The 15,890-nt window shown below is 47.5% G+C and carries 9 protein-coding genes; 5 read left to right on the top strand and 4 right to left on the bottom strand.

Translation table 11 applies throughout. From position 1 onward, the window contains the following. Nucleotides 1-155 precede the first annotated feature (155 nt). Nucleotides 156-1,958 carry a translational GTPase TypA gene (typA, locus tag T496_RS0105475; RefSeq protein WP_027449852.1) on the top strand — a complete coding sequence of 601 codons (1,803 nt, stop codon included), beginning with the start codon at nt 156-158 and terminating at the stop codon, nt 1,956-1,958. Between the two features lie 177 nt (nt 1,959-2,135). On the opposite strand, the gene T496_RS13560 is transcribed toward typA, so the two are convergent. The 4 genes from T496_RS13560 to mtnN form a co-directional block, all read right to left on the bottom strand. Then, entirely contained in the window at nt 2,136-2,783 is a 648-nt protein-coding gene (locus tag T496_RS13560) for a DUF6563 family protein (protein WP_052342094.1), read from the bottom strand. 71 nt (nt 2,784-2,854) lie between these two features. Next, nucleotides 2,855-3,982 carry a porin family protein gene (locus T496_RS0105465; RefSeq protein ID WP_027449851.1) on the bottom strand — a complete coding sequence of 376 codons (1,128 nt, stop codon included), beginning with the start codon at nt 3,980-3,982 and terminating at the stop codon, nt 2,855-2,857. Between the two features lie 177 nt (nt 3,983-4,159). Further along, nucleotides 4,160-4,654, bottom strand: coding sequence for an S-ribosylhomocysteine lyase (locus T496_RS0105460; RefSeq protein ID WP_027449850.1), 495 nt, complete (start codon nt 4,652-4,654; stop codon nt 4,160-4,162). A gap of 158 nt (nt 4,655-4,812) precedes the next feature. Continuing rightward, complete coding sequence (gene mtnN / locus T496_RS0105455) at nt 4,813-5,457, bottom strand: 5'-methylthioadenosine/S-adenosylhomocysteine nucleosidase (RefSeq protein WP_027449849.1); 645 nt, start codon at nt 5,455-5,457, stop codon at nt 4,813-4,815. 111 nt (nt 5,458-5,568) lie between these two features. Between mtnN and T496_RS0105450 the strand changes: the two genes are divergently transcribed. From T496_RS0105450 to T496_RS0105435, 4 genes are all read left to right on the top strand, one after another. Beyond that, complete coding sequence (locus T496_RS0105450) at nt 5,569-8,166, top strand: YfhO family protein (RefSeq protein ID WP_027449848.1); 2,598 nt, start codon at nt 5,569-5,571, stop codon at nt 8,164-8,166. A gap of 2 nt (nt 8,167-8,168) precedes the next feature. Then, on the top strand, nt 8,169-8,990 hold the full coding sequence (locus T496_RS0105445; RefSeq protein WP_027449847.1) for a GSCFA domain-containing protein: 822 nt from the start codon (nt 8,169-8,171) through the stop codon (nt 8,988-8,990). 471 nt (nt 8,991-9,461) lie between these two features. Continuing rightward, nucleotides 9,462-11,408 carry a site-specific DNA-methyltransferase gene (locus T496_RS0105440; RefSeq protein WP_027449846.1) on the top strand — a complete coding sequence of 649 codons (1,947 nt, stop codon included), beginning with the start codon at nt 9,462-9,464 and terminating at the stop codon, nt 11,406-11,408. Between the two features lie 3 nt (nt 11,409-11,411). Continuing rightward, nucleotides 11,412-14,312, top strand: a complete 2,901-nt coding sequence (locus T496_RS0105435) for a DEAD/DEAH box helicase family protein (protein WP_027449845.1) — start codon at nt 11,412-11,414, stop codon at nt 14,310-14,312. The last annotated feature ends 1,578 nt before the right edge of the window (nt 14,313-15,890 follow it).

The raw sequence follows: 15,890 nt of genomic DNA, 5'->3' as shown, positions 1-15,890 counted from the left end.
ATCACAGAGTGCAAAACGTCGTCGAATGCTTCGGACTTTCCGAAAAGCGGGTGCAAAGGTACAAAAAAAAGTGAAAAGTAAAAAGTGAAAAGTAAAAAATTTGCTTAAAACTAGCATTTTTTGTAACTTTGCACCCGATTTTACGTAAAATAATTATGCAGGATATCAGAAACATTGCGATTATCGCACACGTTGACCACGGCAAAACTACGCTCGTGGACAAGATGATGCTCGCAGGCAATCTTTTCCGCGAGGGACAGAACCTGTCGAACCAAGTACTGGATGCAAACGACTTGGAGCGCGAACGAGGCATCACCATTCTTTCTAAGAACGTTTCCATCAACTGGAAGGGAACGAAAATCAATATCATTGATACTCCGGGACACTCCGACTTCGGTGGTGAAGTGGAGCGTGTTTTGAATATGGCTGATGGATGTCTGTTGCTTGTCGACGCATTCGAAGGCCCCATGCCTCAGACTCGTTTTGTGCTGCAGAAAGCACTCGAGATTGGCTTGAAGCCTATTGTTGTGGTCAACAAGGTGGACAAGCCCAACTGTCGTCCAGAGGAAGTCTATGAGATGGTGTTCGATCTCATGTTCTCTCTGAATGCTACAGAGGATCAGCTGGACTTCCCCGTGGTCTATGGCTCGGCCAAGAATGGCTGGATGAGCGAGGACTACAACAACCCCACCACCGACATTCATTATCTGCTTGATAAGATCGTGGAGGTGATTCCCGCTCCTAAAAAGTTGGAGGGCACACCTCAGATGCTGATCACCTCATTGGACTATAGCAGCTATACTGGTCGTATCGCTGTGGGTCGTGTGCATCGCGGCACTTTGAAGGACGGCATGCAGGTCACCATCGCCCATCGTGACGGTTCGATGGAGAAGACCCGCATCAAGGAGCTCCACACTTTCGATGGCATGGGACATCAGCGCATCGACGAAGTAGAGTGTGGCGACATCTGTGCCGTCATCGGTCTTGAAAAGTTCGAGATTGGTGATACCATCTGTGACATGGAGAACCCAGAGCCACTGCCACCAATCGCTATCGACGAGCCTACCATGTCTATGCTCTTCATGATCAACGACTCGCCTTTCTTCGGTAAAGAGGGTAAGTTCGTGACCTCACGTCATATCAACGATCGTCTGGAGAAAGAGCTGGAGAAGAACCTTGCCCTTCGTGTAAAACCTTTCGAGGACTGCACCGACAAGTGGGTGGTTTCTGGTCGTGGCGTGCTGCACCTCTCTGTGCTCATCGAGACCATGCGTCGCGAGGGCTACGAGCTTCAGGTTGGCCAGCCACAGGTTATCTACAAAGAGATTAACGGTGTGAAGCACGAGCCTGTCGAGGAGCTCACCATCAATGTTCCCGAGGAGTTCGCCTCTAAGATGATTGATATGGTGACACGCCGCAAGGGCGAGATGACTTCTATGGAGAGTCAGGGCGAGCGCACCAACATCGAGTTCGACATCCCCTCACGTGGTATCATCGGTCTGCGTACCAATGTGCTCACCGCTTCTCAGGGTGAAGCCATCATGGCTCACCGCTTCAAGGAGTATCAGCCCTATAAGGGAGAGATCGAGCGTCGTGTCAATGGTTCAATGATTGCGCTTGAGACAGGTAATTCGTTTGCTTATGCTATTGATAAGTTGCAGGACCGTGGTAAGTTCTTCATCGATCCAGGTGAGGACGTTTACATGGGTGAGGTTGTCGGTGAGCATGTTCACGACAACGATCTGGTGGTAAATGTCTGCAAGGCTAAGCAGCTCACCAACGTGCGTGCATCGGGTACCGATGATAAGGCTCGCATCATCCCGAAGGTGGTCATGTCGCTCGAGGAATGTCTGGAGTACATCAAGGAAGACGAGTTGGTTGAGGTAACACCTAAGTCTATGCGTATCCGCAAGGCTATCCTTGATCACGATCAGCGTAAGAAGGCTGCGAAACAGTGAGCGTAATGATGCTTGCATCGATTACCGAACGCAAGCAGGCTCGACCGAAGGTCAAGGCTAACAAGCAGTAATACTGCTCTCCATCGTTCGGATGGCATACATAAAAAAGTGGCACAGAGGATTCGTTCCTTTGTGCCACTTCTTTTATTCTGATAGTCTGACCTTTTTGCTACAGTCTTATTCCTGACTATCGTGTTTCTGGTCGAACAGGCCGGCTTGCTCCAGAATGGGGATGATATGGCTGGCCAGCATTCGTTTGTTGTCCTTTTCTTCCGAGTAGTATTTGTTGCAAAGATCGGTGTCCTTTTTCAACATCTTTTCCATTAGTCTGTCGTTTATCAGTCGCAGATCGATGACACCCTTTTCATTGCTACCGTGCGAGATGAGGTAACATACCTGACGTTTCATGTGGTTGCTGGCACTGATGGCTCCGCCAATGGCGCCAAACATATAGGCAGATACGAATTCTGACTGGGCTATTTTCTTTCCGATTATTTTGTTTACGATCAGCAGACTGCGCTTGCCAATGCGTCTGGCCTTCACATAACCATTGCCAAAGGGTGTTCCCTCGAACCGCAGGTCGCGACAGTTCACGTAGAGTGTGTTGTTGATAGCGATGGCAAAGGCTTCTTTTTTCAGTAGTTTGTCAATAGACTTGTTGCCCGTGGTGAAGGCAAAGTCACTGCCGCCCCACCACATCTGATGCGTCTTACTGTGGGTCTTGATGTGTATAGAGTCCAGTTCTTCCCATTTGTTGTCCATGAAATCTTCATAGGTCATGCAGAACTTCTTCTGTGCGGTGGTTGTTAGTGATACTAATAGCATGGCTATGCATAGTATCCATCTCGCGTTGTTTTTCCTCATTGTTAGTGTGTTTTTGGTTTATTGTTGTCGTCTTACAAGTGTGTGCGTAGTGTCAGCATCACTGTTGCACATTTAAAGCCATAAGCTTCGTTCTCAGGTTGGTTGAATCCTTCTGGTCGTTTGAATGTGGCCATCTGTATAGCTGCATCAATGCCAACGCTAAAGTGGTTGTTCAGCATCACACCGAGTCCCACCGATTCCCTCATGCCAAATCCCACATCGTCGGAACCACTGTCGTGATAATACCCCATGCCAATGCCCACGGAAAGGTCTGCATAGAAGTGTTGAGCGAATGTGCCGCCCATAACCAGACTAGGACCGGCATAGAAGAAATTATAACTCACTTTCGACGTGTTGAAGTAGTTGCCTATTGAAAGGTTTGTCTGGCTGCCATACAGGTCAAAGCCATAGCCCCACAGGTCTCCTATGCTGTGGATAGATAGGTCGAAAGCAGTACCTCTGGCGTTAGAGATGTAGTCTCTACCGTCGTTCGAGAGGTACATTTTCGATAAAGTCCACATCGGCCCACCACTAATCTTAATGACACCTTTTCGTGACTCTTTCTCTTTCTCGACGTCGAAATAGCTGCTTGCATCTTCAAAAGAGCTCTCTTCTATAGTGGTATCTTGCTGTTCTTCTTTATCTCCTACCTCAGCCAATGTGCTATATTTGCTTATTACCTGTTGTGCGGCCTCCTCCTGACGCTGCTTCACCATCTGCTCTTGTTCTTTGCTCATGGCCTGTATGGGTGACTGGTTCTGCTGTATGCCCATAGCCAACAGGTTCTTGATGCGTTTAGGTGATATCGTCAGGGCGCTGTTTGTTTCGCCGTCGTAGTAGGCCATCGTACCTTTCAACGTGTTCTTCTTCATGTCGCTATGGTCCACCACCAGCATGTTGCCGCCCCGTTGTGCTGTTTCTTTTACAGCCAGGTTCAGTATTCGGGTGTAGCTTTTTTGCAGCGAAGAGTGTCGGCTTTTGATTTTTAGTTGCCCGATGCTGCGCGCTTCGTTGGGTATTGTGTCCCTATGGCCCAGTATCATCACTTGGCTGGTTGCTTTCGGTTCCAGCGCCTGTGTAGTCATTTCGGTCGTTATCTTTGGTGCACAGCCTACCATCAGGCTTGCGGCCATGACAACCATTGCGATATTTTTTTTCATGTAATTATATGGTTAAAGTCGGTACAAAGGTAATGTATTTTGTCTTGATGTGCAAATATTTTACTTAAACTTTTACCCCTTCCCCAATATTTTTGATGTTGTCATAAAGACTAAGAAAAAGAGACATACTTACCGTTGGTTTGTAAGTATGTCTCTTGTCAATATATTGTTGTGCTATTATGCGTCGGCAAAGATGCGCCCGTCTTCCAGTTTGATTTCCAATTTGGTGTATTCACAGTGGAAATCGTTCTTCAGGCGATCTAGGTATCGGCGGCTCTCCCAGTGACACATGGGCAGATCGTGCAACAGATAGTTGCCGCAAGCCTCCGGACGTGTGGCGGGCACCTCTTTCTGTGTCAGTATCCACTCCAAGCATTCGATGGTCAGTCGGCGCATGTCCTCCACCGTATAGGTGCCGGTCATGATGATATACATGCCCGTCAGGCAGCCCATCGGACCAACATACACGACGTCGTCTTTTGCCTCGCTGTTGCGAAACCATGTCGCCATCAGGTGTTCCAGGCTATGCATCGCAGCAGGTGCCACGGCAGGCTCCTGGTTGGGTTCGGTGATGCGCAGGTCGAAGGTAGTAAATCCTTTGTCCTCTCTCGATACATAGATGCCGGGCTTCAGGTGGGTATGGTCTATTGTAAAACTCTGTATTACTTCCATTTCTTTAATGCCCCCTAAGTTCTTGGACGAGCCAAGCGGCAAAGCCGAGCGAGGGGGATGGGGGTCTGAACAAGCGTTTTCAGTTCCCCTATGTAGTTTGACTTATTTATGGAGTCTGCGCTTGTTCAGACCCCTTTGCCTCTTAAGTTAATGGGCATTTAGAGACTCTCTACGAAGGTGCGAGTGGTGACAAACGACTTCTCTGCCACTGTGTTCCAGAAGTCATGATACTGCGAGGCATCGGTGTCGCGCAGGGGGATGTCGCTGACCACACGGAACGAGATAAACTTCACCTTATTTATATAACACGTCTGTGCGATGGCACACGACTCCATGTCGATAGCTTTCGCCTCGGGGAAGTGACCCACAATCTCGCGAGCCTTCTCTTTAGAGTCCACAAACCAGTCGCCGGTCACGATGAGGCCCCCGTGAATCGTGATGCCTTCGGTCTTCAGACTGAGGGCCTTGCGCAGCAATTCGGGGTCTGTCTGATAGCGGGCGGGCAGACCCTGCACCTGTCCGTAAACGGTCTTGTCGTCGATGGCCGTTCCGCAGTACACATCGTGATAGCACAGTTCGGAACTCACCACGATGTCCTGCACGTTGATATCATCCCCATTGCCACCGGCGCATCCGCTGCTGATGATGATGTCGGGGTGAAACTCGTTGATCATGCGCTGGGCGCCCAGTGCGGCATTCACTTTGCCGATGCCGCATTTCTCTACTCTTACGTCGCTGTTCTTGAAAACCTGTTGCAGTTGTTGCAACTCTTTGTCCATAGCGACAATAATTCCTATTTTCATTCTTTCTGTTGTATTTTGACGACAAAGATAGTGGAAATATTTTAAATTCACGTGGTAAGTACGAATTTATTTTGTAATTTTGCGGCCAAATAAATAATAACTTGCAAGATTATGAAATCGTTGAAACCATGGCTACTGGATGCAGTGGCAGTGTTGTTTTTTGTGGTGTTGGCATTTGCCTATTTCTATCCAGCCGACTTCGAGGGTCGTGTGCTGAACCAGGGAGATATCTCTGCTGGCGTAGGTGCAGGCCAGGAACAGGCTGATTACATGGAGCGCACGGGCGACCGTACCCGTTGGACCAACGCCTTGTTCTCGGGCATGCCCACCTATCAGTTGTCGCCATCTTACAATAGCGACAAGGTCATCAGCAAGGTGGCCGATGCCTATCATCTGTGGCTGCCGCTCAACGTGTGGTATCTGTTTGCCTACTTGCTGGGCTTCTACATCCTGTTGCGTGCCTTCGACTTTCGTCAGCAGCTGGCTGCGCTGGGTTCCATCCTGTGGGCCTTCAGCACCTATTTCCTCATTATCATTGCTGCCGGACATATCTGGAAGGTGATGGCGCTGGCCTATCTGCCCCCTATGATTGGTGGTATCGTGCTGGCCTACAGGGGGAAATATCTGTTGGGTGCCGTTGTCACGGGCATCTTTGCGGCCCTCGAGGTGCAGGCCAACCACGTACAGATGACCTATTATTACTTGTTTGTCATCCTATTTATGCTCATTGCCTATCTCGTTGACGCCGTGCGCAAGAAGCAGATGGCTCATTTCTGCAAGGCTACGGCAATGGTTGCCGTGGGCGGACTGCTCGGCATCTTGGCCAACATATCTAATCTGTATCACACTTGGCAGTATTCGCAGGAGACCATGCGTGGCGGTAGCGAACTGGTAAAGAGCGATGCCGGCAACCAGACCGCTGGCGGACTGGAACGCTCGTATATCACCGACTATAGCTATGGCATCGGTGAGACCTGGAGTCTGCTGGTTCCTAATGTGAAGGGCGGCACCTCAACACACGTGATTTGGGAGGATGAGGCTGCCAAGGATATTCTGGAGAAAGAACAAGTGGAACTGGGTGGTGGACAGAAAGCACCAGCCCTGGCGGTGGTTGGCGAACTGGCTAATCCCAATGGCTTCTTCAAGGAGACCACCGGCGGACAGCCCATCTACTTCACACAGTATTGGGAAGAGAGCCTGGAGCCCGGTGCTCACGGCACCATGGGCCCCGTCTATGTGGGCGCCTTCGTGCTGATGCTCTTCGTGCTTGGCTTGTTTATAGTCAAAGGTCCTATGAAGTGGGCACTGCTGGCAGCCACCATCCTGAGCATCATGTTGGCCTGGGGTAAGAACTTCATGGGCTTGACCGACCTCTTCATCGACTATGTGCCGATGTATGCCAAGTTCCGTGCCGTCGAGTCTATCCTCGTCATTGCCGAGTTCACCATTCCACTGCTGGCCATGCTGGCCCTCAAGGAGGTCATCGAGAAGCCCGAGGTACTTGCCGGAAAGAAAATCTACTATCTCTATGGCGCCTTTGCAGCAACGGGCGGCATGTCGCTGCTCTTTGCGCTGATGCCTACGCTGTTCTTCGACTTCTACTCTAATGCTGAGGTCACCGTGGCCAGTCGCATCCTGCCAGCTCCTGCCGATGCGCAGTCGCTGCTCACGGCACTGAGTCATGCACGTCAGTCTATCTTCACTGCCGACTGTTGGCGCTCGTTCTTCATCATTGTCGTTGGCACGCTGATGCTGTTGCTCTATCGTGCTAAGAAACTGAAGGCGCTGCCCGTAGTGGCTGTCCTGTTGGTGCTCTGTCTGGTCGATCTGTGGCAGGTAAACCGCCGCTATCTGAATCCTAACGACGAGCATCAGTTCATTAAGAAGGTGGAGCAGCGCTATGTGCGCCCAATGACCGATGCCGATCGTCAAATCCTGGCAGATACGTCGCTCGACTATCGTGTGCTGAATCTGGCTGGCAATCTCTTCAACGAGAACGAGACATCTTACTATCATAAGAGCATTGGTGGCTATCATGCCGCCAAGCTTCGCCGCTATCAGGACCTCATCGACTATTATATCAGTCGGGAGCACAACCAGGTGTTTGCTGCGCTCCAGCAGTACAATGGCGAGTTGCAGGAGGCACCAGGCGACAGTCTGTGGCCTGTGCTCAACATGCTGAACACGAAGTATTTCCTCTTGGCACAGCAGAACTTCTACCGTCCCAACCCCTATGCACAGGGCAACGCATGGTTTGTTGATAAGCTGAGCTATGTGGATAATGCCACTGCCGAGATCAACGCGCTGCGCACCATCAACCTCCGCCACGAGGCGGTGGCCGACAAACAGTTTGCCGACGTGCTCGGACAGGCCTCTGCGCTCGACACGGCTGCCGTGGTGAAGATGACGGCTTACGAGCCTAACCAGCTGAAGTATCAGGTGAAGAGCAGCAAGGGTGGGGTACTGGTATTCTCCGAGATCTACTATCCCGGTTGGGAGGCTACCGTCGATGGTCAGCCCGTAGAACTGGGACGCGTCAACTATGTACTGCGTGCCATGCGTATCGAGGGTGGCGAGCACGAGGTTGTGCTCAGCTTCTTCCCGCAGAGCATCACCACCACCGAGGTCATTGCCTACACCTCGCTGGTCATCCTCGTCCTTCTGGTTCTGGTACTGTTGTTCTTTACCTATCGAAAGAAACAAAAATAAATATGGAATTTAGAACCAAGGTTCATATTCCCAGCTATCCATTCAGCATTGAGCCCCTCGAAGAGATTCTCTTCGTGGGCTCTTGCTTTGCTGACAGCATCGGCAGTCGTTTCAAGGAGGAGCGCTTTCCGGTCGTTGTCAATCCCTACGGTGTGATGTACAACCCCGTATCGGTGCTTCACACCGTCATGCGCACCGACGCCAAACCGCGTGTGGCGTTTCTAACGTTGGGCACCAACCACGTCTATCGCCTGAAGGAAACGGGCGAGATTGTTGATAACTGTCAGAAGCGTCCGCAGCGTCTTTTCCAGGAAGAGGAACTGTCTGTGCAGCAGTGCGTTGATGCCTTGCAACAGGTGGTCGATGAACTTTCCGCCAGACGTTCAGACGTTCAGGTTGTTCTCACCGTCAGTCCTATCCGTTATCAGAAGTACGGCTTCCACGAGAGTCAGTTGTCGAAAGCCACCTTGCTGTTGGCGGTCAACGAGCTGGTGGCTCGCAATCCCGGTGTCGCCTTCTATTTCCCCGCCTACGAGATCGTGCTCGACGAGTTGCGCGATTATCGTTTCTACCAGCCCGACATGATTCATCCATCGGCACAGGCCGTGGAGTATATCTGGGAAAAGCTAGTTGAAACGCTGTTCAGCGACAGCGCCAAGCAGTTTCTGAAGGAATGGAAGCCCATCAAAGAGGCCTTAGGCCATCGTCCTTTCCATCCAGAAAGCGACACCTATCGCGAGTTCTTGGAAAAGGCTCAGCAACAAGAACGTGAGTTGCTGGCCCGCTATCAAGACAATCGTCAAAACGAAATAATAAAAGAATAATAATTATTTCCTCCACTATAAAAACCAGCATCTTGAAACGAGGTGCTGGTTTTTTATTTGCAGAAAAGAAACTTCTATTAAAAAGAAATATAATATTACGAAGAAATGTTTCTGTTTGAAATTTTATATGTATCTTTGCACATAAGTATTGCCGATACATCGTTAAAACGATGCTTGCCTATCATGGCTTGATTCCCTGAGTGCAGGGTGGCGGTACGATTTTTGAGGTTAAAACATTAGCGTTGGCTATTATTCAAAACGTTCAGAAACTTGCAGGTGGAAAGAACTCGAAAAGAAATAATGGTGACGCTCACTGATATGTGGGCGTTTCTTTGTTCCTTTTCGTAGGTTTCCTGCAAGTACCTTGAACGTTGGACGGGGATTCGTCCACTTCTTGTGTCTATACATGAGCAAGGTATTTGTAGGAACATTTGTTTATTTGCTCGACGCATTATAAAACTATAATGCTACATGGCTAAATCGTTAATTGAGGAACTGCCCCGAATAGTGAGTGAGGGCAGGCGTGAGGCTGCACAGATACTGGAGCGGCTAAGTAGTGGTACGCAAATTGGTCTTCAGACCAATGAGTTAGTGTTGCCGAGTAAGGATGTGAGTGGACTGTTTAAGGGCAGTACGCCCCAGATACCTAATGCCTTCACAATGGCTGGCGGCAATGGGGAGTGGATGAACCGCCTCATCTATGGTGATAATCTTTTGGCAATGCAAGCTCTGCTTGCTGGTGATGCCCAGACAGGGCTTCCTTCACTTCGTGGTAAAGTTGACCTTATCTATATTGACCCACCGTTTGATTCCAAAGCAGACTATCGGACGAAGATTTCTTTGCCAGGTACGGATATTCAGCAGAAGCCAACGGTCATTGAGCAGTTCGCGTATGCAGATACTTGGGAAGAAGGAACCATTTCGTATTTGAAGATGATATATCCTCGATTAGCGCTTATAAGAGAACTACTATCTAGTTCAGGGAGCCTATTTGTGCATATTGATTGGCACATTGGACATTATATGAAACTTATTCTTGATGATATCTTTGGTAAAGAAAAGTTTAGAAATGAAATTGTTTGGCAATATTCTGGATGGAACAAAAAACTAAAGAACTCTTTTGAAAAGAGACATGATGTAATTCTTTTCTATTCATTTGATGATGATGGCCATAATTTTAATTCCTTTTTTGAACAATGGGAATCAGAAGAAGAATATATAAAACGAAGAAAACAAAAGCCATATACCGACGAAAATGGTAGAAGATATGTAATGTCTGACGCAGGAAATGGAAATAGAGTTAGACGTTATTTAGATGAAGCGATGAAAGATGGTGTGGTTATTGACGATGTGTGGAATTTAGATAAACTTAATAATTCTGCAAGGGAAAATGTAGGATATGCCACTCAAAAGCCTGAAGCCCTTCTCGAACGCATCATCAAAGCTTCTTCCAACGAGGGCGACCTCGTTTGCGACTTCTTCGGAGGTAGCGGCACAACGGCTGCTGTGGCTGAGCGATTAGGCAGACGATGGATAACTTGCGATATTGGTAAGCCTGCTTCGTTGGTAATGCGTAAGCGTTTCATAGATCAGGAAGTGAAACCATTCCTTTATCAGAGTATTGGCGACTATCAGAAGGAGGCGTTTAGGAATAACAAGCGCTATAAGCACGTAGGTGATTTGAGCCAAGTGGTACTGGGTCTGTATGGTGCACTACCCTTTACACCTGAACAGACGAACGACAGGAACTTCGGATATATAAAAGGTACGCGAACGCTGGTGATGGTAGATTCACCTAATCGTCTGACAACTGCTGCTACTATCCGCAAGGCTGTAGAAGCCAAAGCATCGCTGCTTGGTGGCGATTGGGAAAAGGTGGTTGTGCTGGGTTGGAACTTTGCCTTTGATATTTCGCAAGCTATTCAGAAGTATGAGAACTCGAACGTGGAGGTATTGGTGATACCACCAGATCTATTGGATAAGCTGGCCAAGAAAGGCTTCAAGAAACTGATAGATGATAAGTCCGTTCGTTTCTCGTCGCTGCAATACTTGGTGGCTAAGCCATTGGTGGTGAAGCAGAATGGCGATCAGGACGAGATAGACGTGGAGTTGGAGAACTATGTGCTGCTGTCGCCAGACAATATCCCGCTGGATGATAAGGACAAAGAGAAACTGCAACAGGTGTTGGAGCGAGACCCGCTCTCGCTGATAGAATACTGGAGCATCGACCCCGACTACGACGGGGTGACCTTCCGCTCCACTTGGCAGGACTATCGGGAGAATATGGAGAACGACAACGACCCGCTGCATTGTGTCTATAAGACTCGTCTCAGAGTACCCCATAAGGCTCAGAGAAAGGTGTGCATCAAGGCTGTAGATGTGTTTGGATTTGAAAGTCAGGTAATCAAGGAAGTATAGGCTATGGCAACAAACGGAATGAATGCTTCGCTGGAGTTAGCCAAGCGACTCAGCGAGACGGTGAATGCAGCATGGGAAAGTGGTGAACTGTTGGAACAAGTGACACCCACGACGCAAGAGTTGTTGAAGTTCTGGTTCTCGGAGGAGTACTGTTCTTTGCGTAATCGTAACTTCCATATAGGTCAGCGTCAGGCGATTCTCAATGTGATATATCTGCATGAAGTGATGGGCGTAAAGAACGTGATGGAGTATTACGAACAACTGACGCCAGACTTGATGCCTGTTGTAGAGTTAGCAACCTTGGGGCAGAAGAAATATCAGATGCCCAAGTATGCCGTAAAGATGGCAACAGGAACAGGTAAGACTTGGGTAATGCATGCCCTGTTGCTGTGGCAGATGCTGAATGCTCGTCATGAGGATGTAAAAAGCGGACGTTTTACCAAGAACTTCCTGATAGTGGCTCCTGGTCTGATAGTATATGACCGTCTGCTGGATGCATTCTGCGGTCGGATGCAGCGAGATAAGGAAGAACGGGATATTGAAACCAACGACTTCTATCTAAACCAGGAAGTCTTTATACCTGTTCACTATCGGCAAGAGGTATTTTCGTTCATTCAGAATAATGTCGTCACCAAAGACGAAGGTATAGGAAGAAAAACAACTGGCGATGGACTGATAGCCCTCACCAACTGGCATCTTTTTGAAAACCAGATAGAAGAAGAGAATACAGGTGAAGACGGAGAACTGACACCCTCAGAGATTATTGACAAGTTGTTGCCTATCCGTCCTGGCAAGGCAGCCGGCAATGACTTGGGTATGCTGGATCGTCGCTATCTGCGAGGTTCGGAACTGGAGTATCTTGCAAGTCTGGAGGACATTATGGTGATTAATGATGAAGCTCACCATATTCATGAACTGAAGCGGAATGGCGAGATAGAGGAAGTGGAATGGCAAAAAGGATTGAACGTCATTTCTGAGAAGAAAGGTGAACGATTCTTCCAAGTGGATTTCTCGGCTACACCCTACGACCAAAGAGGTTCTGGAAAGAAAGCACAAAAATGCTACTTTCCCCATATCGTCGTAGATTTCGATTTGGCTACTGCTATGCGTAAGGGTTTAGTAAAAACGTTGCTTTTGGATCGTCGTCAGGAGCTGACAGAGCTGAAGGACTTGGATTACAAGGCTGTTCGTGACGAGCGGAATAAGGTCTGTGACTTGAGCGACGGACAGCGGTTGATGCTGCGTGCAGGCTTGGCAAAACTGAAGAGACTGGAAACAGAGTTTACGGCTGTCGATGAAAACAAGAACCCCAAGATGCTGGTCATCTGCGAAGACACGTCTGTGGCTCCTTTTGTAAACCAACTGATGTTGGAAGATGGATTGGCACAAGAAGATGTTGTCACCATCGACAGTAATGCCAAAGGAGAGGTAAGTGAAGAGGAATGGAAGGAAACCAAAAAGAAACTCTTTGATATCGACAAATACCAGAAGCCCAAAGTTATTATCTCTGTGCTGATGCTGCGTGAGGGATTCGATGTGAATAATATCTGTGTGATAGTTCCGCTTCGCTCTTCGGAGGCTCCTATCTTATTGGAACAGATTATAGGTAGAGGCTTGCGTCTGATGTGGCGAGAACCAGATTATCAGAGCATCAAAGAACTAGATCGAAAGCGAGTGCTTCAGCTTCACACGCACCCCACTACTTATATAGATATGCTAAGCATCATTGAGCACCCAGCCTTCCTGCAGTTTTATGAAGAATTGTTTGCCGAAGGACTGGCAGCAGAGGATACAGGCGAAACAGGCGCAGGTGGTGCAACAGGTGACTTAATCAGAGTGGGGTTACGTGAGGACTATGTGCAGTTTGACTTTGACTGGCCCATGATAGTTAGAGAAGCGGAAGAGGAACTGGAGGATGTGGATATAGACATCAATACGCTCCAGCCATTTACAGCCTTTCCTTTGGACAAGTTGCGCCAGTTCTTGGCTATTGAAGGTGAGACCTTCATCTCTCAAGAAGCATTGTCAAAGACGCAGTTTGGACGGTATAAGGTAACAGCCAATCTGTTTACAGCTACCAGTTATAATGAATATCTGCAAAAGTTACTTCGTACCATCACGCTGAGATTTGACAGAATATCTTCCCATAAGGAAATGCCTGTGCCTAATCTTCAGATTAACGAGGCTCGTATGATAGCTGTTGTAGATATGTATATCCGTACAAGACTGTTTGGTCAGCCATTTAATCCCTTCAATGGAAGTGACTGGAAGATACTCTTATCGAAAGATGCTATTGTTACAAAGCATATCATCGAGGAGATGGCACGAGCTATCTTCAACATCCAAAATAACATCATGACGACGGATGCTCAGGTGGTGCATACCAAGTTCTCGTCTGTTGCAGAGATTAAGATGCGTGAGTCTTTCTCATTAGTGGTCAGCAAATGCATCTACGAAAGTCTGGGATATCCTACCAGTCGTGGAGGATTTGAGAGGGCATTTATTGAATTTCTCGACAGAGACGGAGAGGTGGAGCGCTTCTTGAAGATAAACGAGAGCCAGCATTCCTTCGCAGTCATCTATTACATGAGGAAAGACGGACTAATGGCTACCTATCATCCTGACTTCATCGTTGGTACGAAGAAGAAGATATATCTGATAGAGACAAAGGGGAACGACAAGCTGTTTGATAAAAACGTTCGACAGAAGCAGACTGCCGCAGTAGAGTGGGCACGCAAGATAAACGAACTGAAGCCCGAAGAGCGAATGAATTGTGAATGGGAATATGTTCTTATCAGTGAGGATAATTTCTATGGCTTATCGCGTAATGGTGCCACAATAACAGATATCTGTGATAGATGTAAAGTTTCGCTGTCTGCCGCAACTGGTGAATTGTTTATGTAAAGGCTTAAATAAGATACCTAGGATCTGGCCTCAGTCTCATAGTGGTGTCTATTGACACTAGGGGACTGGTCCCGATGATTTTCAACACACAAAAGAAGTGGCGGCACTTGCGGGTGCCGCCACTTCTTTATCGGTATCCCTCCCTACTTGGGGAGAGGGTAGGGAGAGGCTTTACTTAATCACGACCTATTTGCCGTTTACGATGTAGAGACCCTTATGAACCTTGACGACGCGTACCCCCTGCATGTTAAGTTAATAATGTAAGTGTATGTTATTATTTGAATAAAACAGGTACCTGGTACATGTTTCAATTATTAAAAACGAAAGCCGCAGGTGCTCGACCAACGGCTTTGTATATAAGGAACGGTTGCGGAGCTTGATGTAATCGCGCCTATATGCAACTCTCATTCGCACTGCAAAGATAAGTATATTTATCTTATCTTCCAAACTTTTTCGTACTTCTTCCGTCATAAAACCTCAAACTATCTATAATCAGTAACCTTATTTTCGCCCACTATAACAACCAGCATCTTGATACGAGGTGCTGGTTTTTTGTTTGCAGAAAAGAAACTTCTATTCCAATGCGTTGGTCAATCAGCGTATCAAGAGTATTGTGGTGCGCAAGGAATTGACCGATGAAAGGTTTAGAACTCTCGATTTGAACACTGATTTCGAGGCTATAAAGAAACGATAAGATAGCTTCGTATTATAAATTGAAAAACTTATTCATCGGCAAAAACACTACATTATCTTCTTATTCGGCCACTATTACGGTGTTATAGCGCCACTGTTGCAATGCAATAGTGGCACTTTGGTATCTTACGACTTAAGTCGTGAGATCTTTCGACTTAAGTCGTGAGAACTGTTGACTTAAGTCGTGAGATCTGTTGACTTAAGTCGAAAGATCTGTTGACTTAAGTCGAAAGTTACAAAAGCGTGAGTATTGGGTTGCGAGACCTGCGCTTTCGCAACGCCATCCTTTTCGTTCTGTGTTGCGAAGGCACGAATCTGGGGTCGGATGCCGGGATTCTTTGTTTCTTTTTGGCCTGTGAGTAGCTTCATACTTCGATTTCGATGAAAAATCAAGGTAGAAGTCGTCTTTTTCTCGGGCGGCTCAGGGTGGGGCGTCATTTCGCGCGCATATATAATATAAGGAGAGTGTATAATACCGGTATTGATATATATCAAGACAAACATAAAAAATGCATTATTTCTCAAATTTTTCCCGAAAAAGTTTTGGTGGTTCCGAAAAAAGCCGTACCTTTGCATCCGCTTACGAGGAACACCTCCTCACAGCAAAACAAGAAGAGTTCTTTGAAAGATTTACATAGACAGAGAAGTAGTACAAGAAGCGAGTGCTAATCTTAATTGAAAAGCACTTGGGTAACAGTAACGAACCGTCAATCATATTTTAAAATAGGTTGATAGACTTGATACTTTTTGGATAGTCATTCTGAAACAGATAATAGATAGTCCTCCTTTATTATATAGGGGAGCGGCGATCAAAAGATACAAACATTATACAATGAAGAGTTTGATCCTGGCTCAGGATGAACGCTAGCTACAGGCTTAACACAT

It is taken from the genome of Xylanibacter brevis P6B11 (assembly GCF_000621825.1).
Lineage (GTDB): Bacteria > Bacteroidota > Bacteroidia > Bacteroidales > Bacteroidaceae > Prevotella > Prevotella brevis.
The sequence above is the reverse complement of the archived record's forward strand: the minus strand, read 5'-3'. Positions and strand labels throughout refer to the sequence as shown.